Annotated in this window: 21 protein-coding genes and 1 pseudogene; 9 read left to right on the forward strand and 13 right to left on the reverse strand. The window is 65.6% G+C overall.

What is annotated here, in order from left to right:
• Positions 1 to 75: 75 nt before the first annotated feature.
• Together G6N66_RS12635 and G6N66_RS12640 are read left to right on the forward strand one after the other, a co-directional pair.
• Entirely contained in the window at positions 76 to 2274 is a 2199-nt protein-coding gene (locus G6N66_RS12635) for a molybdopterin-dependent oxidoreductase (protein ID WP_085236398.1), read from the forward strand.
• A gap of 216 nt (positions 2275 to 2490) precedes the next feature.
• Complete coding sequence (locus tag G6N66_RS12640) at positions 2491 to 3534, forward strand: alpha/beta hydrolase (RefSeq protein WP_372515670.1); 1044 nt, start codon at positions 2491 to 2493, stop codon at positions 3532 to 3534.
• A 12-nt stretch (positions 3535 to 3546) separates the two neighbouring features.
• Here G6N66_RS12640 and G6N66_RS12645 read toward each other — a convergent pair whose 3' ends face one another.
• The gene (locus G6N66_RS12645) at positions 3547 to 3759 is read right to left on the reverse strand and encodes a hypothetical protein (RefSeq protein ID WP_085236402.1); all 213 of its coding nucleotides are present in this window, start codon (positions 3757 to 3759) and stop codon (positions 3547 to 3549) included.
• 142 nt (positions 3760 to 3901) lie between these two features.
• Complete coding sequence (locus tag G6N66_RS28825) at positions 3902 to 4066, reverse strand: hypothetical protein (RefSeq protein ID WP_169721550.1); 165 nt, start codon at positions 4064 to 4066, stop codon at positions 3902 to 3904.
• Positions 4067 to 4296: 230 nt separating this feature from the next.
• On the opposite strand from G6N66_RS28825, the gene G6N66_RS12650 reads away from it, so the two are divergent.
• Complete coding sequence (locus G6N66_RS12650) at positions 4297 to 6942, forward strand: FHA domain-containing protein (RefSeq protein ID WP_276012822.1); 2646 nt, start codon at positions 4297 to 4299, stop codon at positions 6940 to 6942.
• An 89-nt stretch (positions 6943 to 7031) separates the two neighbouring features.
• On the opposite strand, the gene G6N66_RS12655 is transcribed toward G6N66_RS12650, so the two are convergent.
• The 5 genes from G6N66_RS12655 to G6N66_RS12675 all read right to left on the reverse strand — a co-directional run bounded on the left by G6N66_RS12655 (position 7032) and on the right by G6N66_RS12675 (position 11140).
• Positions 7032 to 8024 carry an SDR family NAD(P)-dependent oxidoreductase gene (locus tag G6N66_RS12655; protein ID WP_085236404.1) on the reverse strand — a complete coding sequence of 331 codons (993 nt, stop codon included), beginning with the start codon at positions 8022 to 8024 and terminating at the stop codon, positions 7032 to 7034.
• Positions 8025 to 8038: 14 nt separating this feature from the next.
• Positions 8039 to 8839 carry a glucose 1-dehydrogenase gene (locus tag G6N66_RS12660; protein ID WP_085236406.1) on the reverse strand — a complete coding sequence of 267 codons (801 nt, stop codon included), beginning with the start codon at positions 8837 to 8839 and terminating at the stop codon, positions 8039 to 8041.
• Entirely contained in the window at positions 8839 to 9966 is a 1128-nt protein-coding gene (locus tag G6N66_RS12665) for an amidohydrolase family protein (RefSeq protein ID WP_085236408.1), read from the reverse strand. The genes G6N66_RS12660 and G6N66_RS12665 overlap by 1 nt, the downstream gene beginning before the upstream one ends.
• A complete protein-coding gene (locus tag G6N66_RS12670) occupies positions 9956 to 10369 on the reverse strand; it encodes a nuclear transport factor 2 family protein (RefSeq protein ID WP_163645829.1) in 414 nt (137 codons plus the stop codon). Before G6N66_RS12670 ends, G6N66_RS12665 begins: the two co-directional genes overlap by 11 nt.
• A 159-nt stretch (positions 10370 to 10528) precedes the next feature.
• Positions 10529 to 11140, reverse strand: coding sequence for a TetR/AcrR family transcriptional regulator (locus G6N66_RS12675; RefSeq protein ID WP_085236411.1), 612 nt, complete (start codon positions 11138 to 11140; stop codon positions 10529 to 10531).
• A gap of 257 nt (positions 11141 to 11397) precedes the next feature.
• Between G6N66_RS12675 and G6N66_RS12680 the strand changes: the two genes are divergently transcribed.
• Together G6N66_RS12680 and G6N66_RS12685 are read left to right on the forward strand one after the other, a co-directional pair.
• Positions 11398 to 12495 carry a ferredoxin reductase gene (locus G6N66_RS12680; protein ID WP_085236413.1) on the forward strand — a complete coding sequence of 366 codons (1098 nt, stop codon included), beginning with the start codon at positions 11398 to 11400 and terminating at the stop codon, positions 12493 to 12495.
• A gap of 14 nt (positions 12496 to 12509) precedes the next feature.
• Positions 12510 to 13913 (forward strand): fatty acid desaturase family protein, encoded by a 1404-nt coding sequence (locus G6N66_RS12685; RefSeq protein WP_085236414.1) that lies wholly within the window; start codon positions 12510 to 12512, stop codon positions 13911 to 13913.
• 34 nt (positions 13914 to 13947) lie between these two features.
• Here the strand turns inward: G6N66_RS12685 and G6N66_RS12690 are convergent, their stop codons facing one another.
• Genes G6N66_RS12690 through G6N66_RS12715 form a run of 6 tightly spaced genes read right to left on the reverse strand, consistent with a single transcriptional unit; the run spans position 13948 to position 18907 of the window.
• Complete coding sequence (locus G6N66_RS12690) at positions 13948 to 14811, reverse strand: DMT family transporter (RefSeq protein ID WP_085236416.1); 864 nt, start codon at positions 14809 to 14811, stop codon at positions 13948 to 13950.
• 48 nt (positions 14812 to 14859) lie between these two features.
• Positions 14860 to 16035, reverse strand: coding sequence for a TetR/AcrR family transcriptional regulator (locus G6N66_RS12695; RefSeq protein ID WP_085236418.1), 1176 nt, complete (start codon positions 16033 to 16035; stop codon positions 14860 to 14862).
• 1 nt (position 16036) lies between these two features.
• Entirely contained in the window at positions 16037 to 17188 is a 1152-nt protein-coding gene (locus tag G6N66_RS12700; protein WP_085236420.1) for an acyl-CoA dehydrogenase family protein, read from the reverse strand.
• Positions 17189 to 17193: 5 nt separating this feature from the next.
• Positions 17194 to 18021 carry an SDR family NAD(P)-dependent oxidoreductase gene (locus G6N66_RS12705; protein WP_085236422.1) on the reverse strand — a complete coding sequence of 276 codons (828 nt, stop codon included), beginning with the start codon at positions 18019 to 18021 and terminating at the stop codon, positions 17194 to 17196.
• Positions 18022 to 18041: 20 nt separating this feature from the next.
• Positions 18042 to 18452 (reverse strand): MaoC/PaaZ C-terminal domain-containing protein, encoded by a 411-nt coding sequence (locus G6N66_RS12710; protein WP_085236424.1) that lies wholly within the window; start codon positions 18450 to 18452, stop codon positions 18042 to 18044.
• On the reverse strand, positions 18452 to 18907 hold the full coding sequence (locus G6N66_RS12715) for a MaoC family dehydratase N-terminal domain-containing protein (RefSeq protein WP_085236426.1): 456 nt from the start codon (positions 18905 to 18907) through the stop codon (positions 18452 to 18454). The genes G6N66_RS12710 and G6N66_RS12715 overlap by 1 nt, the downstream gene beginning before the upstream one ends.
• A 265-nt stretch (positions 18908 to 19172) precedes the next feature.
• Between G6N66_RS12715 and G6N66_RS12720 the strand changes: the two genes are divergently transcribed.
• From G6N66_RS12720 to G6N66_RS30055, 4 genes and pseudogenes are all read left to right on the forward strand, one after another.
• Complete coding sequence (locus G6N66_RS12720) at positions 19173 to 20798, forward strand: class I adenylate-forming enzyme family protein (RefSeq protein WP_085236428.1); 1626 nt, start codon at positions 19173 to 19175, stop codon at positions 20796 to 20798.
• Positions 20785 to 21557, forward strand: a pseudogene (locus G6N66_RS12725) (class II aldolase/adducin family protein). The gene G6N66_RS12720 and the pseudogene G6N66_RS12725 overlap by 14 nt, the downstream one beginning before the upstream one ends.
• 36 nt (positions 21558 to 21593) lie before the next feature.
• The gene (locus tag G6N66_RS12730) at positions 21594 to 22862 is read left to right on the forward strand and encodes an amidohydrolase family protein (protein ID WP_085236439.1); all 1269 of its coding nucleotides are present in this window, start codon (positions 21594 to 21596) and stop codon (positions 22860 to 22862) included.
• Between the two features lie 45 nt (positions 22863 to 22907).
• The gene (locus G6N66_RS30055; protein WP_085236440.1) at positions 22908 to 24191 is read left to right on the forward strand and encodes a PE family protein; all 1284 of its coding nucleotides are present in this window, start codon (positions 22908 to 22910) and stop codon (positions 24189 to 24191) included.
• Positions 24192 to 24257 lie beyond the last annotated feature (66 nt).

A 24257-nucleotide genomic window follows, 5' to 3' on the forward strand; every position in this document is an offset into this window, starting at 1 on the left:
CGTTCCCGTTTCGTCGGTGTCCTGGTCGCATTATGCCTACTTCCGATACGCGCGGTAGCGGAATATGGTGAGCGGATGACGACGGTCGAAGACGGCAAACATCTGCGAACGTGCCCGCTGTGTGAGGCCATGTGCGGTTTGGAGATTCACGTCGAGGACGGCCGCGTCGCCGGCATCCGTGGCAACCGCGACGACGTGTGGAGTCGCGGCCACCTATGCCCGAAGGGCGTCTCGCTGGGCGCGATACACGACGACCCGGATCGCATCCGCACCCCGCTCATCAAGGTCGACGGGCGCTGGCAGGAAGTCAGCTGGGACGCGGCGTTTCGCCGCTGCACCGAGTTGCTGACGCCGGTGATCGAAAAGTACGGGATCGGCGCGGTCACCGCTTACACCGGTAATCCACTGGCGCACTCGTTTTCGCTGGCCCGCTACGCGGGCGTGCTGATGGGCATGTCCGGAATGCCGGTCACCTATTCGCCCGGCACCGTCGACCAGTGGCCGAAAAACCTTTCGTCGCACCTGATGTACGGCCTGTGGTGGAACTTCCCGGTGCCCGATATCGAGCGCACCGACCTGCTGGTCATCATGGGCGCCAACCCCGCCGCGTCGCAGGGTTCGCTGCTGGCCGCGCCCAACGTGATGGGCCTGATCGACGCGATCCGCAAGCGCGGCAAGGTGATCGTCATCGACCCGGTGCGTACCCAGACCGCCGCGCGTGCCGACGAGTGGCTGCCGATCGTGCCGGGCACCGACGCGGCGCTGCTGCTCGCCGTCGCGCACACCCTGTTCGCCGAGGACCTGGTCAATGCGGGTCCGCACGTCGACGGGGTCGACACCATGCGCCGGGTCGCCGCCGACTGGCCGCCGGAGCGGGTCAGCGCCGTCACCGGCATCGACGCCGAACGCATCCGAGGGCTGGCCCGAGAACTCGCCGGGACGCAGAGATCGGTGGTATACGGGCGAATTGGGTTGTGCAATCAGGAGTTTGGCAGCCTGGCCAGCTGGCTGGTGGACGTGATCAACATTTTGACCGGCCACTTCGACACCCCCGGCGGAGCGATGTTCCCGCGGCCGGCGGCGTGGTCGATCACCACACAGCCGCTGCCCGGTCTGGAGGGCGGCGTCGCCGAATTCGGTCGCTGGCACACCCGGGTGCGCGGAGCCAAAGAGGTGCTTGGTCAGGCGCCGGTGTCGTGCATGGCCGAGGAGATCGCCACGCCCGGCGACGGGCAGCTCAAGGCGCTGATCACGGTCGCGGGCAACCCGGTGCTGTCCACGCCCGGTGGCGACAAGCTCGACGAGGTGCTGCCGATGCTGGAAGCGATGATCTCCGTTGACCTTTGGCTCAACGAAACGACGCGGCACGCCGACGTCATCCTGCCCGGACTGTCGCCGCTCGAACAGCCGCACCACGACGACCTCATCCTGCTATTCGCGATCCGCAGCATCGCGAACTACTCGGCGCCGGTGTTCGACCCCGGCGACCGCCCGCACGAGTGGGAGATCCTGATCCGGCTCACCGGCCTGTGCACCGGCACCCCGGCCGAAGACGTCGATGTCGCGGCGATCGACGACGGCTTCTTCGACTACCTGGCCTTCACCGCGGGCGTCGACGGCGCGGAAATCCGCGAGCTCTACGATGCGGGCGGGCCCGAGCGGATGCTGGACCTCACCTTGCGGACGGGGCCGTTCGGGGACCAGTACGGCAAGAATCCGGGTGGGCTCACCCTGGACATGCTCAAGGCCAATCCGAACGGAATCGACTTCGGGCCGATGGTGCCGCAGTTGCCCGACCTGCTCGCCACGCCTGACAAGAAGATCCGGCTCGCCCCGCAATACCTGCTCGACGACCTGCCCCGGCTGGCCGCGCGCCTGGAGCGGCCGGCGGAGCCACTCGTCCTGGTCAGCCGCCGGCACCTGCGCTCGAACAACACCTGGCTGCACAACGTCCCCGCGCTGATGAAGGGCAGGGACCGGTGCACGCTGCTGATCCACCCCGACGACGCGGCGCGCTGCGGTGTCGGTGAGGACGATGTCGTCACGGTGAAATCGGCGGCCGGCGAGATCAGGGTGCCCATCGAGATTACCGACGCGATCAAGCCGGGCGTGGTCTCGATGCCGCACGGCTGGGGTCACAACAAACCGGGCACCCGCATGTCGGTGGCCAACCGTTCACCCGGGGCCAACACCAATGCGCTCTCCCCGCCGGAATTCGTCGACGAACCGTCGGGCAACGGTGTGCTCAATGGGATCCCAGTAATCATCAGCTGACGCTCGGAATCGCCCACGGGCCTCCGCCCAGCCGGCTAATGAGCCCCCTAATGAGCCTTGGCGCAGATTTTGAGCCTTGGCGCAGATTTAACGACGGGAATACCCCTTTTTCGCGCCTAAAGACAGTGAGATTCGCAACTGTAATGCCGAGCTAACGCGCGGTTTTTGACCCTTGGCGGCCGGGTATCCGCGTTTACTTCAGAAAGTTGGAAGCCAATGGTATTACAACACGATCGTCGTCGGACCTTTCCCCGCAAGGCGATGCAGCGCCGAATTCACCATCGGCACAGCCCGCAATCCGTCGCCGTTTCATGGGCCACTCGGTTGATCGTCAAGAATGCGGTGCGCGCCTGGACGGTGCGGCCGAATCTGCCGTGGCCATGGGAACGCGTCGACGGTCTTGCCGGCCTCATGCCACGGTTTGGCTCGTCGGCCCACATCGAACCGGTACGGCTGGAAAACTGTTCTGCCGAATGGGTTCGCGCGGCGGGCGCCTCGTCGGACCGGGCGATCCTCTACCTTCACGGCGGAGCATTCCTTACCTGCGGACTCAACACCCACCGTGCGCTCGTGACGCGCCTATCGCGGGCCGCTGATGCCGCCGTTCTGACGGTGGGATACCGCAAACTGCCGTCCCACCAGATAGCCCACGCGATCGAAGACGGGGTAAGCGGATTGCGCTGGCTGCAACGGCACGGCTACGACGGGGACCGCATCGTGATAGCCGGTGACTCGGCGGGCGGTTACCTCGCGTTCATGACCGCGCTCGTCGCCATCCGCGACCGTGTGTTGCGGCCGGCCGGAATCGCGACGGTCTCGCCCTTCACCGAGGCGGATCCGACCCGGAAACTGAAGCACCGCAATGCCCGCAAGTGCTCCATGTTCACTCGTGGGGCGCTGTCGGTGTTCGCGCGCTATCTCAGTGAGGCTCATCTTTCGACGAGTGACGGTGATTCCTCGGCTCGTGTGGTCTCACCGGTTGACGCCGATCTGTCCGCGTTGCCGCCGGTCACTATTCATGTGAGCTCCGACGAGTTGTTGCTTCCGGACGCCGAATTGATGGCGGAGCGTTTGGACGCCGCCGGAGTCCGCTGCGATCTGCACCTGTGGGACGGACAAATTCACGACTTCACGTTGGCGGCCGACATCTTGCCGGAGGCCAGACGCGCCATCCGGTACATCGGCGATTTCGTCAAGCAGGTCACCGGTGGTGACGGTCTGGATCGCAGTGGGACAGAGAAGCTGGCCACAGCGGGTTAATCGCTAGCAAGCCTAGGGGTCAGGTTCTTCGAATTCCGGGTCGATCGGAATCGGTTCCTGCTGTTCGTGCCAATCGGGGGCGGCTGCTTCCAGCGGCACATCACCGTCGGGCTGCCGAGATGACGGGTAGTCGTCGTCGGACGCCAAATCGGCGACCGGGCGCTGTTGCTCAACGGCGTCGGCGACCGGCACGTCATCGGGTAACGCCTCGTCGCTGTTCTGCATGGACAGCCGTCTACCCGCTGCGCCCCGATCAAAAACAAGCGTCGCGAAACGCCAATCGCCCGAACGACTTCAGCGCAACCCTGACGCGCGCTGGCGAAATATGTAGGGGGATAAGAAGATTGGCGAAGCTAGGCCGGTCGCGTCACGCGCCCTTGCGGTCCACCAAGTCGGCGGCAGCGCGCATCCGATCCGACAGTTGGAGCAGGTTGTGCTCGCCCACCCCGTCGGGCAGCGTGTAGGCAAGCTGCCGCACCTCCACGGCGTAGTTGCGCAATTCCTGGCGAAGCAGCGTCTCAACGGTGTGCATGGCTTGTCCCTGTGCGAGTGGGCTGTCCGGAACGGCGGCGGTGCGACCGGCTCATTCAACGCTACGCAGTCCGTTGCCCGTGCGCGAGGTTGCCGAAGGGTTTTTACGGGAGGTTGACAGATCCTTTACAGTCCGGACCCCTAGAAACAACCACGAAGTCCCGCTCGCCCGGCGGCGGCGCTAAACCGTGTCGTCGACTTGCTCGGCAGGCGGCCGCATTCCCGATACAGTTGGTGCCCGTGAGCACATCCGCCCCACCTGTGCTGACGGTGCGGTATGACGCATCGCAGCGCACGTTCGCCGCAGGCAACGACGTCGTGATCGGGCGTGACCTACGTGCCGACGTTCGCGTCGGGCATCCGCTCATCTCTCGCGCGCACCTGATCGTGCGATTCGACCAGGGCCGATGGGTGGCGATCGACAACGGCAGCCTGAACGGGATGTACGTCAACAACCGGCGCGTGCCCTACGTCGACATCCAGGACGGCCAACGGATCAACATCGGCAACCCTGACGGTCCCGCGTTGACGTTTGAGGTCGGTCGCCACCAGGGCTCGGCGGGACGTCCGCCGCTGACCTCGTCGATACCGTTGGCCACCGCGACGGGTGCGCACCCCGCGCCGCCGCACGTGGATCGGCCCGGACAGCCCCAGCAGGCGATGCCGACGACGCGGATGCCGCCTGCCTTCCCGCCCAGCGGCCCGCAGGCCGCCCACCCGCCCAGCGGGCCGCAGGCTGCCCATCCGCCCAGCGGGCCGCAGGCGGCCCACCCGCCGAGCGGACCGCAGGCGGGATACCCGCAAAGCCCCTCGCAGCCCGTCGGGCTTCCGCCGCAAGCCCCACAGATTTACCGCAGGCCGCCAGCCGAGGCAGCGGCGGGCGGACGCCAAGGCGGCGATCTCGCGACGTCGATGATGAAGATCCTGCGGCCGGGCCGCGCGCCGGGCTCCGAGACACCCGGGGCCATCAAGGTCGGCCGCGCCAACGACAACGACATCGTCATTCCCGACGTGCTGGCCGGCCGCCACCACGCCAGCCTGGTGCCCACTCCCAACGGCACCGAGATCGTCGACAACCGCAGCATCAACGGCACCTTCGTCAACGGCACCCGCGTCGAGCACGCGTTGCTGCGCGACGGCGACGTCGTCACGATCGGCAACGTCGACCTCGTCTTCTCTGGTGGCACGTTGGTACGGCGTCAGGAGACCGCGGCGGCGACGGGCACGGGCGGGCTCGACGTGCGCGGGGTGGCGTGGACGATCGACAACCGGAAGCTGCTCGACGACATCTCCCTGATCGCGCGGCCGGGGATGCTGACGGCGGTCATCGGTCCCTCGGGTGCGGGCAAGTCGACCTTCGCCCGGCTGGTGGCCGGGTACACCCAGCCGAGCGCCGGCACGGTGGTATTCGAGGGGCACAACATCCACGCCGAATACGCCTCGCTGCGCAGCAGGATCGGCATGGTGCCGCAGGACGACGTGGTGCACGGTCAGCTGACCGTGAAACAGGCGCTGATGTACGCGGCGGAACTGCGGTTGCCGCCGGACACCACCAAGACCGACCGTGAAGAAGTCGTTGCCCGGGTACTCGAAGAGCTCGAGATGACCCAGCACCTGGAGAAGCGGGTCGACAAGCTCTCCGGCGGTCAACGCAAGCGTGCGTCGGTGGCGCTCGAGCTGCTGACCGGTCCGTCGCTGCTCATCCTCGACGAGCCGACATCCGGTCTCGACCCCGCGCTGGACCGGCAGGTTATGACCATGCTGCGACAGCTGGCCGACGCCGGGCGCGTGGTTCTTGTGGTCACCCACTCGCTGACCTATTTGGACGTGTGCGATCAGGTGCTGCTGCTGGCGCCCGGGGGCAAGACCGCCTTTTGCGGGCCGCCAAGCCAGATCGGCCCCGCGATGGGAACGACGAACTGGGCCGACATCTTCAGCTCGGTGGCCGACGACCCGGACGCGGCGAAGGCCCGGTACCTGGCGCGCACGGGGCCCCAGCCGCCACCACCACCGGTGGAAGAACCCGCCGAGCTCGGCGAGCCGACGCATACCAGCCTGTTACGGCAGTTCTCCACCATCGCCAGGCGTCAGGTCCGGCTGATCGTTTCCGACCGGGGCTATTTCATCTTCCTGGCGCTGCTGCCGTTCATCATGGGGTCGTTGTCGATGTCGGTGCCCGGCAACGTCGGGTTCGGCATGCCCGACCCGTTGGGCGACGCGCCCACCGAGCCGGCGCAGATCCTGGTGTTGCTTAACGTCGGTGCGGTCTTCATGGGGACCGCACTGACCATCCGAGATCTCATCGGCGAACGCGCCATCTTCTTGCGCGAACAGGCGGTCGGCCTGTCCACCAGCGCGTACCTGCTGGCAAAGGTCTGCGTCTACACCGTGTTCGCCATCGTCCAGTCGGCGATCGTGACCGTCATCGCGATCCTCGGTAAGGGCGGGCCGACCCGGGGGGCGGTCGCGCTGGGCCAACCCGAATTCGAGCTGTTCGTTGACATCGCTGCCACCACCGTCGCCTCGGCGATGCTGGGGTTGTTGTTGTCGTCCCTCGCCCGGTCCAACGAACAGATCATGCCGCTGCTCGTGGTGGCGGTCATGTCGCAGCTGGTGTTCTCCGGCGGCATGATTCCCGTGACGGCGCGTATCGGCCTGGACCAAATGTCTTGGGCCACACCGGCGAGATGGGGCTTCGCGTCGTCGGCCTCCACCGTCGATCTGCTCAGTCTGCAGGACAAGGTCAAGCAGACGCCGCACGATTCGCACTGGCAGCACAGCGCCGGCGCGTGGTGGTTCGACATGGCGATGCTGGCCGTCATCAGCGTGTGCTACCTCGCCTTCGTGCGCTGGAAGATCCGCCTCAAAGCCGGTTGACCACGTCGCGCTAACCGCGACCGTGCGTGGCTGTGCGGCGACACGCCGCCATCCACGCGCGACTATGCACGCGGGCGGCTCCGTAGCCGTCAACCGCCGCTCTGGGCGGCGAAGAGCGGCTTGAGCCGCGGGGCGAAGGACTGCAAACCCCACACCAGCGCCTCGCCGTCCAGTTCGTTCGTAACGGTGCCATCGCCGCGGATCTCGCCGAAGTGGGCGACCACATCATCGACGGTGGGCTCGACGCCCAAAAGTGACCCCTTGGTGTGGCTCAGCGCGAAGCGGGTGAAGTAGCCACCCGTGGCGGAATAGACCTCGGCGGTCACCGGGCAACTGCGGTGCAACAGGGCCAGCGCGAGCGGGGTGACGCGGCTGGCCGTGTACAGGCCCAGCAACTCGGCGCCTTCCAGCGAGGCCTGCAACTCGGGCGGTCGGCCGGTCAGCGTCGCGTCGTGCTCGGGGTCCATCACCGCATACAGTCGGCTATCGAAGGCCGCCGGGGCGATCGCGTTTGCCTTGATCCCGAACCGCATGCCCTCCCATGCGATCGAACGGGTGAAGCCGATGACGCCCATCTTGGTTGCCGCGTACACCGATTGTCCGAAGGCGCCGCACAATCCCGACGCCGACGTGACGGTCAGAATGCGTCCGCCGCCGCGGTCCTTCATCGCCCGGTAGACGGCCTGCACGGTCCGAAAGGCGCCGCGCAGGTTGACGTGCATGATGTCGTCGTAGTCGGCCTCGCTGACATTCTCGAAATGGTCGGCGCGCAGAATCGCGGCATTGTGGACCACCCCGTCCACCCGGCCCCAGGTGTCCAGCGCCAGTTCGACGAGCTGTCGCGGACCGTCCGCGGAGGCGATGTCCTCCGTGCTGGCGATGGCTTGTCCACCTGCGGAACGTATTTCGTCGACCACTGCCGATGCCATCGCCGGGTCGGAGCCGCCGCCGCGCGGACTACCGCCGAGGTCGTTGACCACCACGCGCGCGCCGCGCCGGCCGAGTTCGGCTGCTTGGGAACGGCCGAGACCGCCCGCCCCGCCGGTGACGATGATGACGTCGCCATCGAATTCGACTGTCATGCAATGCTCCTTGCTTACAGGTCGGGATAGTCGGCGGGGAACAGGCCGGGGGGAGCGGCGCCGTCGACCTCAAGTAGCTTGCCGGTCACCCATGATGACGCCGGTGACGCGAAGAACGTCACCGCGGCCGCGATGTCGGCGGGTGTTCCGTTACGCCGCATCGGCGTTTTGGCGTGCATCGACTCGCGCACCTGCGGTGCCATCTCGAGGAAGCCACGCAACGCATCGGTTTCCGTGGCGCCGGGAAACACCGCGTTCACCCGGACCCGGGGCGAGAGCTCAATCGCCAACAGCCGGGTCAGCTGCGCCAGGGCCGACTTGCTCAGGCTGTAGGAGATGAAGCCGCGCTCGGCCATCAAGCCCGCCATTGAGCCGATGTTCACGATCGACCCGCCGCCCCGTTGCAGCATCTGCGGCATGGCGAGCCGGGTCAACTCGAATGGCGTCGACACGTTGAAGTGGAATGCGTATTCCAGGCTCGCGACCGTCGTCGTCTGGATCGTGCCGAGCTGGTCGGTGCCACCGGCGTTGTTGACCAGGATGTCCAACCCGCCAAGCGCACTTACCGTTTCGTCGACCAGATGCGGCAGCCCGGCGTGGTCGGTGACGTCGCCGGGTATCGCGACGGCCTGGCGGCCCAGCTCGCGCACCTGCTTGGCGACCGCTTCGATGTCTTCCTTGGTGCGCGCCGTCATGGCGACGTCGGCACCCGCCTCGGCGAGCGCGACGGCGATTCCCGCGCCAATTCCCTTACCCGCTCCGGTGACCAACGCCACTTTTCCGTCCAACCGGTAGTGGTCGAGGATTCCCGCCATCAGACGGTGATTCCGAAGACCTCGGCGGCATTGCCGCGGCAGATCTGGTCGACTTCGTTGGCGGGCACGCCGTCGAATTGCTTTTCGATCCACTCCGCGGAGAACGGGAACGACCCCTCGTGGTGCGGATAGTCGTTGCCCCACATCAAGCAGTCCAGGCCCGTGAGGTCGCGGTTGCGGATGGCCAGCGGGTCCCACATGAACGTCGCGTGCGTTTGGCGCTTGAGGTAATAGCTCGGGTGCACGTCGATCTTGGCCGGGCCCATCAGGTCGTCGATGCCGAGTTGGTGCAGCCGGCTCTGGCTGAAGTGGTGGTCGTAGAACTGCATGGCGAAGGCCAACCAACCGGCATAGCCCTCCGTACAGATCACGTGCAGGTTGGGGTAGCGCTCGAATACGCCGCTGTATGTCATCCAGCCCAGCGTCTCGCCCATGCCGCAGCTCTGCACGTACCAGCCGATGTCCTGCCGGCCGGGGTAGGCCATCAGGCCGGGTCCGACCAACGGTTGGCGTAGGCCGCCGACATGCATGGTGATGGGGACCCGCAGGCTATCCGCGGCCTCCCAAAGCGGTTCCCACTCTTCCATGTAGTAGGGGCGCTCGAAGATTCCGTCCGGCAGCAGTGCGGGCCGCAGGCCCAGGCCCGCGGCACGTTCCAGCTCGGCCACCGACGCGGCAACATCCTTGAACGGCAGGTGGATTCCGGGCGCGACGCGATGGAGGTAGGGGCCCCAGTGGTCGGCCAACCAGTCGTTGGCCACCTTGCAGTAGGCGATGTCGGCATCGGCGGGGATTCCGTTGGGCATGTCGGCGATTCGGCCGATCAGCACGGCGCCGTAGACACCGTCGCGCTCGAGGTCGGCGAGTTGCTCTGCGGCGTCCAGGCTCATGCGCGCCTCGCTGACGACGTTGCCCTCGGCGCCCGTCGCGTCGGCCTGGATGTCAGAGGTGCCTTCGCCACTCATCATCGCAAGTGACACGATGTGGCCGAGCTTGTACACGTCCTTGCCGTGCTCGTCCTGCTCGATCCGGGGGAAGTACTCGCGGTAATGCTCCGGCAGCTCGTTGACTATCGACAGTGGCGGAGTGATGTGACAGTCGGCCGTGATGAGCTTTTCAGGCACCATGGTGTTGCTCCTGCAGCTCGGAGAGTTCAGGGTTCACCGGGCCACCCGGCATCATCGGGAAGGACCGCGAGTCCCAATAGTCGCGATTGTGGACGATGCGGCCATCGTCGTCCGTCTCGCCGACGGACGTTCCGCGACAGGCGAATTCAATGTCGAATGCCGTTCCCGACATAGTCCATTCCACCATGTATCGATTGCCGTTTTGCATGCCGCCATGGTGAGTGAACTTGCAGTTCGGCACGGCCATCAAGGTGATCTCGACCATGTTCTTGACGCCGTCGTGTCCCTGGAACTCGATGTGGCCGGAGACGTCTTCCCATTTGACTTCGGGGGAGCAGATGGCCACCATCGGCTCGACCTCGTGCGTGTTGAACGCGTCGATGAATTGTTCGCTCCACGACATCGGAGTCTCCATTTCGCAACACCCGCAGCTAGACGATCGTCTAGGCTTAATAGCACCCTAGACGATCGTCTAGTGATGTCAATAGCGCGGACCGCGCGGCGTCGAAACCGGATGTGCAGAAGGCGAATTCAGGCGTAGTCACGCCGAGGCGCGTTTGGGTTATCGGCCTGTTCGGCGCTTGGAGACCGCCGCCGGCAGGCCGACAAGCCGCCGCGCAGTCTCCAGCAGTTGGGCGCGCAGGGTGTCGTCGTCCAGGTCGCCAACTAGGGGATGGGAGACCGTACCGCCGATGACGCAGGTCAGGGCCGCGAGGCGGACCTGCGTATCAGGTCCGGGCTCGTCGCCGACGAGCATCCCGTAGAGCCGCTCGATGAAGTGCTGAAACGGTTTGTGCTCGGACAGCAACCGCACGACCACCGGATCGAACTGCAGGGTGTTCGCCCCGCGGCGGTGTTCCACGGCGTGATCGATCACGAGATTCAGCAGCAGTTCACGCGCCTCGGTGCGGCGGTCCAATGCTTCGGCGGCCTCAAGTGCGTCTTCAAGCGTGGCCAGCTCCATTTCCGCCACGGCGATGATGAGCTCATCTTTGGTATTGAACTGGTGATAGATGGCGCCTTTGGTCACTCCCGTGGCGTCAGCGATCATCTGGTAGGACGTAGCCCCCACGCCATATTCGGCAAACAACTCCAGCGCGGCGCGCAACGTGCGCATCTGCGAAACCGTTCGAGGGGTGGAGCCAAGCCGCGTGGGCTGCGTGGAGGACGGCATCGGACAAGGGTATCCCGCCAGGAATCGATCAGCTAGACGGTCGTCTAGCTCGGCTACACGATGTTTGCGCGGCGCCAATGTGGGGCACGTCACAAGCAGGGTCTCGGGGCAAGTAATCCATCAAGCCAGTAGCGTAGCGCGGTTCAGTGAACAGGCGATCTAATTTCGCATGGGACAAAATCGCTTAAATCAGTTTATACTAAGGAAGATTCAATCGCTTACTTGATGCCGGTGAACGACTGTGTACCATAAAAATCATGGCTGAGCGCGGCGCCCAACCCAACGTCCCACGGGGTCGCCGTCTGTTCTTGCGCGCGGTGCGGCGGCTATTCAGCCCGCTGCAGCCCGACGATTACCTCGAGATGATCAACCCGCTCTGGACCACCAAGGAACTGCGCGGGAAGGTCGAACGGGTCGAGCAGCAGGGCTCGGAAGCTGCGAGCATCCTGATTCGGCCGGGGTACGAATGGCCGGGGCACAAGCCGGGGCAATATGTCCGGCTCGGTGTGGTGATCGACGGCGTCTACCACTGGCGCGCGTACTCGCTGACCTCGGATCCGTCGCCGGAGGACGGCCTGATCAGCGTGACGCCCAAGAAGGTGGACAGCGGCATCGTGTCGCCCTATCTGGTGCAGAAGATCCAGCCGGGCGATCTGGTGCGGCTCGGCGAAATCGAGGGCGTGTTCACCCTACCTACGCCGCTGCCGTCGAAGCTGCTGTTCATCAGCGCCGGCAGCGGCATCACTCCGATCATGAGCATGCTGCGCAGCCTGGATCATCGCGGCGAACTGGACGACGCGGTCGTCATCCATTCCGCGCGCACCCGCGACCAGGTCATGTTTTTGCCCGTCCTGGAGGACCTGGATAACCGCAACGAGCGGATGCGGCTCGATCTGCGCCTGACGTCCGAGCGGGGCCGGCTGTCGCCGGGTGACCTCGACGAGGTCTGCCCGGACTGGCGCGAACGCGAGGCGTTCTGTTCGGGGCCAGAGGAAATGCTCGACGCGCTGATCGCACACTGGGAAGCCAACGGCGACCCGGATCGCCTGCACTTCGAGCGCTTCCAGCCGAAGATCGGCGGCGGGGCCGGCGCCGGCGAAGGCGGCGTGGTGAACTTCCTCGACAGCGAAAAGACGGTCGAATGCGACGGCGGCACATCGATATTGGAGGCCGGGGAAAAGGCTGGCCTCAATCTCGCGTATGGCTGCCGCATCGGAATCTGTCACACCTGCGTCGGCACGCTCAAATCGGGCAAGCTGCGTGATCTGCGCTCTGGTGACGTCATCGAACCCACTGAACAAGACGTGCGGATCTGTATCCACACCGCCGAAGGTGATGTGGAGCTCGAACTGTAACGAAAGGAGTCGCGATGACTTCTACGCTGGAACGCCAACACAACCCAATCGCCCACCTCGGCGAGCAAGAGCGCGAGAAGCTTGCCAAGGAACTCGACGCGATTCACGACGAGGTGTTCGCCGACCTCGGCGAGCGCGACCGCCGATACATCAAGACGGTGATTTCGGTACAACGCCAGATCGTGGTGGCCGGACGTGTGCTGCTGCTCGGGTCACGGTCGAAAACCGCGTGGGTGCTGGGCACCGCGTGCCTGGGTATGGCCAAGATCTTGGAGAACATGGAGATCGGCCACAACGTGATGCACGGCCAATGGGATTGGATGAACGATCCCGATATTCACTCCTCGGTCTGGGATTGGGACACGGCCTCGACCAAGGAGGCGTGGAAGCATTCGCACAACTACATCCATCACACCTACACGAATATCCTTGGCAAGGATAAGGATCTCGGCTACGAGATCATGCGAATCGATCCCAACCAGAAGTGGCACCCGCGCTTTTTGGGGCAACCGCTGTACAACCTCCTGCTCACCGTGCTGTTCGAGTGGGGCGTCGCGGTACACGACATGGACATCGAAGCGATCCGGGCGGGGGAGAAGCCCTGGTCGGAGGTGCGCAAAGACCTGAAAGGCATTGGGGGAAAAGCGCGTTCGCAGATCATCAAGGACTACCTCGGTTGGCCGCTGATCAGCGCCGGCGCATTTGGGCTGGTGCAGTTGGCGCTGCGGGGCCGGCTCGAGCAACCGGCGGAGTCCCGTACCGGCAGATTGCTTCGGAGGGTTTCAAGAACGGGCCGGCTGGGCGCCACGGCGGCTTTCCTCGATCGGGTGCTACCCGGCGTGGAAAGCACCTACCTGCGCACCTTGGGAGCCGACGCCCTGGCCAACGTCATCCGCAACGTGTGGGCGCACGCCATCATCTTCTGCGGCCACTTTCCCGACCAGACCTATACCTTCACCCAAGAGGAGACCGAGAACGAGACGCGCGGGGATTGGTATCTGCGTCAGTTGGTTGGCGCGGCCAACATCGACGGCAGCCCGCTCTTTCACGTGATCAGCGGCAACCTCGGCTATCAGGTTGAGCACCACCTGTATCCCGACATGCCGAGTAGCCGATACTCCGAGATCGCGCCCAAGATCAAGGAAATCTGTGAGCGCTACGAGTTGCCGTACAACTCCGGACGGTTTTCCAAGCAGTGGTTCACGGTGCACCGCAGCATCTTTCGATTGGCTTTCCCCGGCGGGAAGCCGCGACCGAAGCCCGGTCCGTACCGCAGCGAGGAGCGCCGCCCGGTAACGCGGGAGCCCGGTGAAGCGGACCGGTTCCGCGGGCGCGTACCGGCCGAACATCCCGCGGCGGGCCCGGAGCACAAGTCCGGTGGGGTCGAGGTGCAGCCGCCGCCGCGTGGCAAGGACTGATTTAGGACTGAACCAAGACTGGCTCAAGCCTGACTCAACTGGCGCCCGCAGGATCGGGGGCGGCATCCGGGGGTTCGCCGAACCGGGCCAACACCAGCGTCGCGGCTACCGCTATCACAAATCCGGTGATCACCAGCCAGCCGTAGCCGGGGCGGGCGCGGTCACCGAGCCACACGGCGCCGACGAGCGCGGGGGCGACCGTCTCACCGACCACCATGGCGGCCACGGTCGTGGTGACCGAGCCACGTTGTAATGCCGAGGTGAGCAACAGGAATCCGGCGGCCCCGCCGGCCGCCGCCGCATACAGCGCCGGATTGGCGTAGAAGGCGCGCTTGGTGGGGTCGATCTCGTCGAGCAGGCGCACCCCGATCTCGACGACACCGAAGCCGGTGCCCGAACCGAGACCCAGCGCGAGCGCGCGCTCGCGTTCGGGCAGCCGGCCCGCAACGGCACCGGCGACGAATATCGCCACGACCACGCCCACCAGCGCCCAACCCAATCCCGCTGGGGCACGGCGGAAGTGGCCGGGCCCGGCTGCGCACGCGAGCACGAATAAGCTCACGCAGACGACGCCGACGGCCGTCCATTCGGCTCGGGAAAGCCGCGCCGAGAGCAGCCAGGCGGACACGATGCCGGTGACCGCGATCGAGGCGGCCAACGCCGCGGCGACGACGTAGATGGGCACCAGGCGCAGCGCCACTACCTGAAGCAGAAAGCCGAGGCCGTCCAGACCAATGCCCGCGACATAGCGCCACTGTTTACTGGCGCGGATCAGCAGCGCGGGGTCGATGCCCGAACCGCTGCCGGATTCCACCGATCGCGTCGCGACGGCCTGCAATACCGAGGCACTGCCGTAACACACCGAGCAGCCCAGAGCGAGAAGGAAACCGATCAGCACAGACCGACAATACGGTCAACCCGCGTGGGCCGCTCGCTTCCCGAGTGTCTAGCCGGTGGGGGAGAACAGCACCGCGGTGGCCATGGCTGCGAGATCATCGGCGAACGTCGGATCGCTTTGCTCTCGCCCGATGTGGGTCATGTTGTGAATCACCGCCAGCGCGGTGTGCACCAACACCCGTGCGGCCTGCTCACCGACCGCGGGCCGCGAAGCACGCAACAGCGCCACCCATTCGGCGACATATTCGCGCTGCCGGTTACGCGTGACGTCGTCGATGTTCTGTTGCTCGGACAGCAACAGCGAGGCCAAAACGGTTCGCTCCAAGGCCAGTTCGATGTAGCCGCGGACCAGATCGTGCAGGGCCTGCGCGGCCCCGTCGTTGGCGCGTAGTACCCGGTTGAGCAGCAACCAGAGCGCGCTCACTCCGCGTGCAGTCGCGGTTTCGAGAATGTCGGCCTTGCTCGCGAAATAGCTGTAGAGGTTGGGGCCGGTCACGCCGGCGGCCATCCCGATCTCGTTGAGGGAGGTCGCGTCGAAGCCGTTGCGTTCGAACAGCGTTATGGCGTGCGCCAGCAGGCTTTCGCGTTTGGACACCGGTTCGAGCGCAGCGGTGCGCGGTCGCGGCAGTTCCGCTGCGGGTGGACCCAATTCGGCCGCGCACAGCGAGCGGCACGCCACCGTCAGCAGCGCCACGAAGTCCGCATGCGGCAACTTCGTGGCGTGGAAGCTTGGACTGGCCATGATCGACTGAACCCCCCACGCCAACCGCTGCGTCTGCACCGCGGGCAAATCGGGGCGCTGCGCTTCGATCAACGCCTGGTAGGAGCGATTGTTGTCGCGGAGCCGCCGACGCAGCCGGGTCGCCGTATCGCGTTCCAGGTAGCGTGACTCCCGCCACCACAGCGCGCCGGTGTCACGTCGGGTCACCGCCTGCTCGCAGGCCAGTGCCAGCACGTCCGGCAGGGTCAACTCGCGTTGGCAGGTGACCGCGACCGCGTCGTCGAAGCTGCTGTCGATCACCGCCCCTAGCAACACCGCCTTGTTCGCGAAGTGCCGGTACAGTGCGCCCGCGGTGATCCCCACGGCCTCGGCGATCTCGGCCATCGACACATTGCGGTAGCCGCGCGCAACGATCAGTTGCCGAGCGGCCTCGACGATTTGATCTTTGCGATCCTTGGGCCGCCGGCGAATCCCGACGAGCTCGGCCGCGGGACCGGCGGCCACTTCACAGGGATCTGGCAATGATCTCTTTCATGACCTCGTTGGCCCCGCCGTAGATCTTCTGCACCCGTGCGTCCTCGTACATGCGCGCGATTGGGTACTCGCGCATGTAGCCGTACCCGCCGAAGAGCTGCAGACAGCGATCGATGACCTGGCATTGCTGCTCGGTGAGCCACCACTTGGCCATGGCGGCCGTCGTCGCGTCGAGCTCACCGCGCAGGTGCCGTTCGATGCACGAGTCGAGGAAGACCCGGGCCACGTGCGCCTGGGTCTGGCATTCGGCCAAGGTGAACTTCGTGTTCTGGAAATCGAAGATCGTCTGGTCAAAAGCGTTGCGGGACTTGGTGTACGCGATCGTCTCGGCGACGGCCACCTCGGTCGCGACGACGGCGCTGGTGGCGATGGTGAGCCGCTCCTGGGCGAGCTGAGTCATCAACTGCGCGAAGCCCTTGCCCTCGACGCCGCCCAGGAGATTGTCGGTCGGCACCCGGGCGTTCTCGAAGAACAACTCCGAGGTGTCGGCGCCGTGCTGGCCCACCTTGTCCAGGATGCGGCCCCGGGTGAATCCGGCCAGTCCGGCGGTCTCGGCGATGATCAGCGAGACCCCCTTGGCGCCGGCCTTGGGGTCGGTCTTGGCCACCACCACGATCAGATCGGCCACCGACCCGTTGGAGATGAAGGTCTTGGCGCCGTTGATGATGTAGTCGTCGCCGTCGCGCAGCGCGGTGGTCTTGATGTTTTTCAGGTCGGAGCCCGCGCCGGGCTCGGTCATCGCGATCGCGGTGATCATCTCGCCGCTGGCCATCTTGGGCAGCCAGCGTCGCCGCTGTTCCTCGGTGCCGTAGGCCAGGAAGTAGTGCGCGACGATGCCGCTGTGCACGGAGTTGCCCCAGCCGCTGTCGAGCGCACGACCCTGCGCCTCGATCACGGCCAGGTCGTGAGCGAAACTGCCGCCGCCACCGCCGTATTCCTCGGGGATCGAGCAACACAGCAACCCGAGCCTCCCGGCCTCCCGCCACACCTCACGATCGACGTGCTGTTGTGCTTCGAACCGGTCACGATGCGGGACCAGGGATTTGGCGAAGAACTTGTCGGCGAGTTCGCCGAGTGCGTTGACCTCGTCGTCGCGCCACGCGCTGGTGTAAGTCGTGTTCATCGTGATCAGGCCTCGAATCCGCCGCCGGCGACCAGGAGCTGCCCGCTGACGTAATCGGCCTCCGGATAGGTCAGCATCGCCACCGCTCCGGCGGCCTCGTCGGGGGTACCGGGGCGCCCGAGCGGGATCATCATTTCCGCCGCCGCCAGCAGGCCGGGGTTGACCCCGACCTTGATCTCGCGGCCCTCGATCTCGATGGTTGAATTGCCGTCTGCCGCTGCGGAAGTCAGCCGGGTCTCGATGAACCCGAAGGCCACCGCGTTGACGTTGACGTTGTAGCGACCCCATTCCTTGCACAAAGTCTTGGTCATGCCGATGATGGCCGCCTTGGCCGAGGAGTAGTTGACCTGCCCGGGATTCCCGGTCAGACCGGCCACCGAGGAGATGTTGACCACCTTGCGGTAGACCCGGGTGCCGGCCTCCTTCTCGGCCTTGGCCGCCTTGCTGATCACCGGTTGTGCGGCGCGCAGGATGCGAAACGGCGCCTTGAGATGAACGTCGAGGATCGCGTCCCACTGCTCGTCGGTCATCTTCTGGATGACCGAATCCCAGGTGTAGCCGGCGTTGTTGATGATGATGTCGAGGCCGCCGAACTCCGACGTCGCGGTGCCGACGAACCGTTCGCCGAAGCCCTCGGCGGTGACGCTCCCGGCGCAGACCACCGCGTTGCCACCGGCTTTGGTGATTTCCTCGACGACCGCGTTGGCCGGGTCGGTGTCGAGATCGTTGACCACGACGTTGGCGCCTTCGCCAGCGAGCTTGAGCGCGATCGCGCGTCCGATGCCGCGGCCCGAGCCGCTGACTATGGCCGTCTTCCCGTCCAGCTTTCCCATTCTGGGTGTCCTTTCGTTGTTCAATCGAGTGCGACGACGGCGCTGCCGAGCAGCGTCACCGTGCCGTCGGGCAGGCTGACCTGGAGGTCGAGAGTCGCTTGGCGCTCGCCGTCAACCTCGTTGATCGAGGCAACGGTGCCGGTACAGGTCGGCCGGCCGTGCACCGGGGTGATCGCGGCGAACCGCACCTGGAACGAGCGAAGTTGTTGTTGCGGAACAACGTTGGTGAGCAACCGGGCCAGGTAGGCCATCGACAACATGCCGTGCGCGAACACGTCGTCGAGCCCGGCCGAGCGGGCGACGTCGAGGTCGATGTGAATGGGGTTGTGGTCGCCGGAGGCACCGGCGAACAGCGCCAACGTGGTCCGCGAAATCGGATCGATCGCCAGCGGCGGCAATTCGGCGCCGACCTCGGGTACAAATGACGCCATCAGTTCGCCCGCCGGTTCTGCACCACCGTCGAGCTGCGCATCACGGCAACGACCGCACCGTCCTGATCGGTGACGGTGGTCTCGCGCACGACGAATTCGAGCAGTCCGCCCTTTTTCTCGTAGATGTCGGCGATGCGGCTCACCGCGGTCAACTCGTCGCCGGCAAACGCCATCCGCCGATAGTCGAACTTCTGCTCTCCGTGCAACACGGTGCGCAGGTCCACCCCGAGTTCGGTGACAAAGGCGAATGGATCCGGCGCCTCGAGTTCGATCCCGAAAAAGAAGGTCGGCGGGACTGGCAGGTCGCGGTACCCGGCCTGCTTGGCCGCGTCGACGTCGGTGTAGACGGGTTGATCCTGTCCGGTTGCCTTGGCGAAGTTGCGCAGCCGACTGCGGGTCACCAACAGCGACACAGGCGGAAACTCGCGGCCGATGAAAGAACGATCAATGCTCATCGATCAGCTATCTGAGGTTGAATCCCCGTATACATAGCGGGGCAATTCGCGCCGTTACCCGGCATTCTGAGCGGGAGCCTCTCGTCGGTGAGCAGATAGTGGCCACCTTAACAGATATTTACTTATAGGCAAGCGCCCCTGACCTGCGGGGACGGCGCTGACATGGTCGCGCGACGCGGCCGGTGTGGCTCTCGGAACAGCCGCTGACGGGAGGTAGTCCTCATCGCATCTCCGCTGCAGGCCCGGGGTTTCCTATCATTTGGTGATGAGCGTCGGCGCGCGGGATAGCCTTCATGCCGGGTCGTCGCCGGCCTTCGCCGCGCAGGATGCGGTCAGGTTTCGCGCGGCTGGCTGGTGGTCGGACTCCACGCTGTCGGACGCGGTGCGTCGTAACGCTCAGCGGTCACCGGATCGGCTAGCCTATGTTGATCACCAGGGTTCGTCGCTGACGTGGCGCGAATTCGACAGTGCGGCAAGCGTTCTGGCGGGACAGCTGGCCGGCGTCGGTATTGCGCCGGGCGACCGGGTCGCGGTGTGGCACGGGGATTCGGCCGCCCTTCACGTGCTGTTCGTGGCGGTTGAACGCTGTGGGGCTGTCGTCGTCGGCATCGGGGCGCGCGCCGGCACCCGCGAGGTTGCCGCGATACTGGCGAATTCGCAGCCCAAGGTACTGATCGTCGATCAGCAGCGCAGCGGTACCGCCGCCTCCGCAGCCCTGGGTGTGCCCACGCTGACCATGGGGCACGCGGCCGACGCCGCGCGCCTTTGCACCGAGGTGGAGCCCAAGGCGGTGGGGGTCGAATGGCAACTCGGCGCCGACGACGTCTTCCTGATCAATTCGACTTCGGGCACGACGGGCCTGCCCAAGTGCGTCGTGCATACCCAGAACCGCTGGCACTACTTTCACCAGAAGGCCGTCGCCAACGGCCTGCTGACGGCGGATGACATCTTCTTGCCGGTCATACCAATGCCTTTCGGCTTCGGAATATGGACCAGCCACACCACCCCGATCTATCTGGGTGCGACGTCGGTCATCTTGAACCGGTTCAGTACGCGGGCCGCGTGCGAGGCGATAGCCACCCACCGGGCAAGCGTATTGTGCTGTGTCAGCACGCAATTGACGATGCTGATGACCGACCCGGCGTCTCGCGACTACGATTTGAGTTCGCTGCGGGTCGTGTTCGCCGGCGGCGAGGCGCTACCGTATCGGCCGGCCGCCGAGTTCGAGGAACTCACCGGTGCGAAGATTCTGCAGTTTTATGGCTCGAACGAAACCGGCCTGCTGAGCGGGACCACGCTGGACGATCCGCTGCAACAACGGCTGCGCACCGGTGGGCGGATCGTGCCGGAAATGTCGGTGCGGCTTTTCGACGGCGATCGGGATGTCACCGCCACCGGACGTGGCCAACCCGCGTGCCGGGGGCCCGCGACGAGCCTCGGCTACCTCGGGGGCACCGACCACGACAAGCTGTTCACCCGAGACGGGTGGATGCGGATGGGCGATATCTGCGAGATCGACGCCGACGGGTATTTGACCGTCACCGGCCGAACCTCCGATTTCATCCTGCGCGGCGGCAAGAACATCAGCGCGGCGCAGGTCGAGGACGCCGTCACCAGTCATCCAGCGATCGCGGTCGCCGCGGCCGTCGCGATGCCCGACCCGGTGTTCGGCGAAAAGGTCTGTGTCTACACCGAACTCGCTCATTCGCGCACCATCGAGTTGCCGGAGCTCGTCGAGCATCTCCTGGCGTCGGGGGTCTCCAAGGAACTGCTGCCCGAACGGCTGATCATGGTCGACGAACTACCCCGCTCGTCCGGTGGGAAGATCGCTAAAGGTGAGCTCCGTGAGGATATCCGGATCAGGATGGAGGCCGAGCATGAATGCTCCTGACGCGCGGCGCGGCGGGCTAGAGGTGTGGGCACCGTCGGTGGTCCCCCCAATCGGCGTCGAGTTGTCCGACGAACAGGCGCTCGCGGTGGCCTTTCGTCATCTGGCCGCCATCGGCTTCGCCGAAAACATGGCCGGACACATCACCTGGCAGCCCGACGGACAGACCGACATGTTCGTCAATCCGTGGGGCCTGTGGTGGGCCGAGCTCACCGCGTCGGACATCTGTGTGGTGGACGCCGACGCGCGGTGGTGCGCGGTCGGTGGGACGTCACCCCGGCGATCCACATCCACACCGAATTGCATCGGGTCCGCGACGACGCCCGGGTGGTGATCCACAATCATCCGTACTACGTGTGCGTGCTCGCCGCGCTGGGCCGGCTGCCCGAACTGGTGCACCAGACCGGTGCGCTGTTCCTCGACGACATGTGTCTGGTCGACACCTACGACGGCGAGGTCGACAGCGCGGCCCGGGCCGCCGAACTCGCGGCCCGCATCGGCGGGGCCAAGCTGACGATCCTGGCCAATCACGGCGTCATCGCCACCGGCCGCAGCCTGCCCGAAGCCGTCTACCGGGCGGCGTCGATCGAACGAGTTTGCAAACTGGCCTATGACGTCATGCTCACCGGCCGCGAACCGGTGCAGATGAATTGGTCCGACATGGCGGGCATGCAACGGTCGCTCATCGAACGCGCCGCGGACGTCTACTGGGCGGGCGCGGCGCGGATGACCATTAAGGCGGACCCCGATGTGCTCAAGTAACCCCGGCTGCTCGCGCCACCAAAAGGAGGGTGACGAGTGAAATCGATCGACGAGCTGGCCGCCAACCTGACCTTCACCAAAGCCAAGACCGGCGACGATCGTTCGGTCACGTTTCTGCCTGACCCGCCGCGCGCGCACCGCCGCTACACGGTGATCTCGGTCGACGACCACATCGTCGAACCCCCGGACACCTTCACCGGCCGGCTGCCGCGCAAGTTCGCGGACCGCGCGCCCAAGGTCGTCGACACCGACCGGGGCGGCCAGACCTGGGTCTACGACGGACAAGAACTGCCCAACGTGGGATTCAACGCCGTCGTCGGCCGCCCGGTGTCCGAGTATGGCTTCGAACCGGTCCGATTCGACGAAATGCGCAGGGGCGCGTGGGATATCCACGAACGCGTCAAGGACATGGACCTCAACGGCATCTACGCCTCGCTGAACTTCCCGTCCTTCCTGCCGGGTTTCGCCGGCCAGCGGCTGCAGCAGGTAACCAACGACCGCGACCTCGCGCTGGCCTCGGTCCGCGCCTGGAACGACTGGCATCTCGAGGTCTGGGCAGGCTCATACCCGGACCGCATCATTCCCTGCCAGCTGCCGTGGCTGCTGGACCCCGAACTGGGCGCAACCATGATCTATGAGAACGCCGAGCGCGGGTTTCATGCCGTCACCTTCAGCGAGAACCCCGCGATGCTCGGCCTGCCGAGCATTCACTCGGGTCACTGGGATCCGATGATGGCCGCCTGCGCCGAGACGGGCACCGTGGTGAACCTGCACATCGGCTCGTCGGGTTCGTCCCCATCCACCACCGAGGACGCGCCCCCGGACGTGCAGGGCGTGCTGTTCTTCGCCTACGCCATTTCGGCGGCGGTCGACTGGCTGTACTCCGGCCTGCCCAGCAGGTTCCCCGATCTCAAGATCTGCCTGTCGGAAGGCGGAATCGGTTGGGTCGCAGGATTGCTGGATCGCCTCGACCACATGCTCAGCTACCACGCGATGTATGGCACCTGGCAGGCGTTGGGTGAAACATTGACTCCCGCAGAGGTTTTCACGCGCAACTTCTGGTTCTGCGCGGTGGAGGACAAGTCGTCCTTCGTCCAGCGTGACCGGATCGGGGTGGACAACATCATGTTGGAAGCCGACTATCCGCATTGCGACTCGACCTGGCCGCACACCCAACAAACGATCCACGACGAAATCGGCGATCTGCCGCACGACGTCATCCGCAAAATCACCTGGGCCAACGCCGCACACCTGTATAGCCATCCGGTGCCCGTCGAGGTTCAGCAAGACCCCAACGCCTTTTAGCCTGAAATGCCGGACAAAGTAGCGGGATTTTCCTACGGTTGCTGAGTGCAGGCATCCGTGCTCGCGGGACCGCAGGCCATGTTGGCGGCCGCCGCCGACGTGGCCGACGTAGGTTCGGCGATCAACGATGCCAGCGCGGCCGCCGCCGGCCCCACCACCGGTGTGCTCGAGGCGGCAGCGGATGAGGTTTCGGCATCTGTCACGGCCCTGTTCAACTCCTATGCCCGCGAGTACCAGGCCCTCATCAAGCAAGCCGCGGCGTTTCACGGCACGTTTGCCCGGTTGCTGGCCGCCGCCGGCAACGCCTACGCGGCGACCGACGCGGCGGCCTCCAAAGCGCTGGCCGGCCCCCTGACCGGCGGCGAGCCGATACCCGTCGGGATTTCGTTGATCATGGGACCCACCGACATACCGACACCGACACCGCGGTACCTGAACGAGGTTTACCGCCTTTACATTTCGCCCAACTTCACCACCACGAACCTCCAGGTCCTGACCACACCCAACCAACTGTTTCCGATCACCGGTCTGCGGAGCATGACCCTGGACCAGTCGGTGCGCCAGGGCCTCGCGATCCTCGACAAGGCGATATTGCAGGCGTATGACGACGGGATCACCCCCATCAACGTCTTCGGCTACTCGCAGAGCGCGGTTGTCGCCTCGCTGGAAATGCCGAAACTCGTGGCGGCCGGCATCCCGAGCCCGGACGTGAACTTCGTGCTGGTCGGGGATCCGATGAATCCCAACGGCGGCATGTTCACCCGCTTTCCCGGCCTGGGCCTGCCGCATCTGGGCGGGATGTATTCGGGCGGGACCCCGTCGAACGACTACCCGACCGTCATCTACACCGGGGAATACGACGGCTTCGCCGACTTCCCGCGCTACCCGATCGATGTGCTCGCCGACGTCAACGCCCTCATGGGTGTCCTCTACGTGCACAACCTGTATCCGACGTTCACGGACGCGCAGCTCGCGTCGGCGGTCGAGTTGCCCACGTCGGGACCGACGATGACCACCTACTACATGATTCCCACCGAGAACCTGCCGCTGTTGGAGCCGCTGCGCGCCATACCCGTCATCGGCAACCCGATCGCAGACCTGCTTCAGCCCGACCTGAGGTATCTCATCAACTGGGGTTACGGCGATCCGGCCTATGGCTATTCGACAGGTCCGGCGAACGTGGTCACCCCGTTCGGGTTCCTGCCGCCACACTCCGCGACCGTTGCGCTGCAGCACGATCTGGTCATCGGAACCCAGCAGGGCATCGCCGATGCCGCCGCCGACCTGCGGGCCGAGGGATTCCCGACGCTGTTTACGGTCAAACGGTGACGGTCTGCGTATCTCGGGATTGTCGCGGCCACGACGCCGCCGGAGTGTTCGAGATCGGGGCGTCGC

Origin of the sequence: Mycobacterium conspicuum (genome assembly GCF_010730195.1) — a bacterium.
Classification (GTDB): Bacteria; Actinomycetota; Actinomycetes; order Mycobacteriales; family Mycobacteriaceae; genus Mycobacterium; species Mycobacterium conspicuum.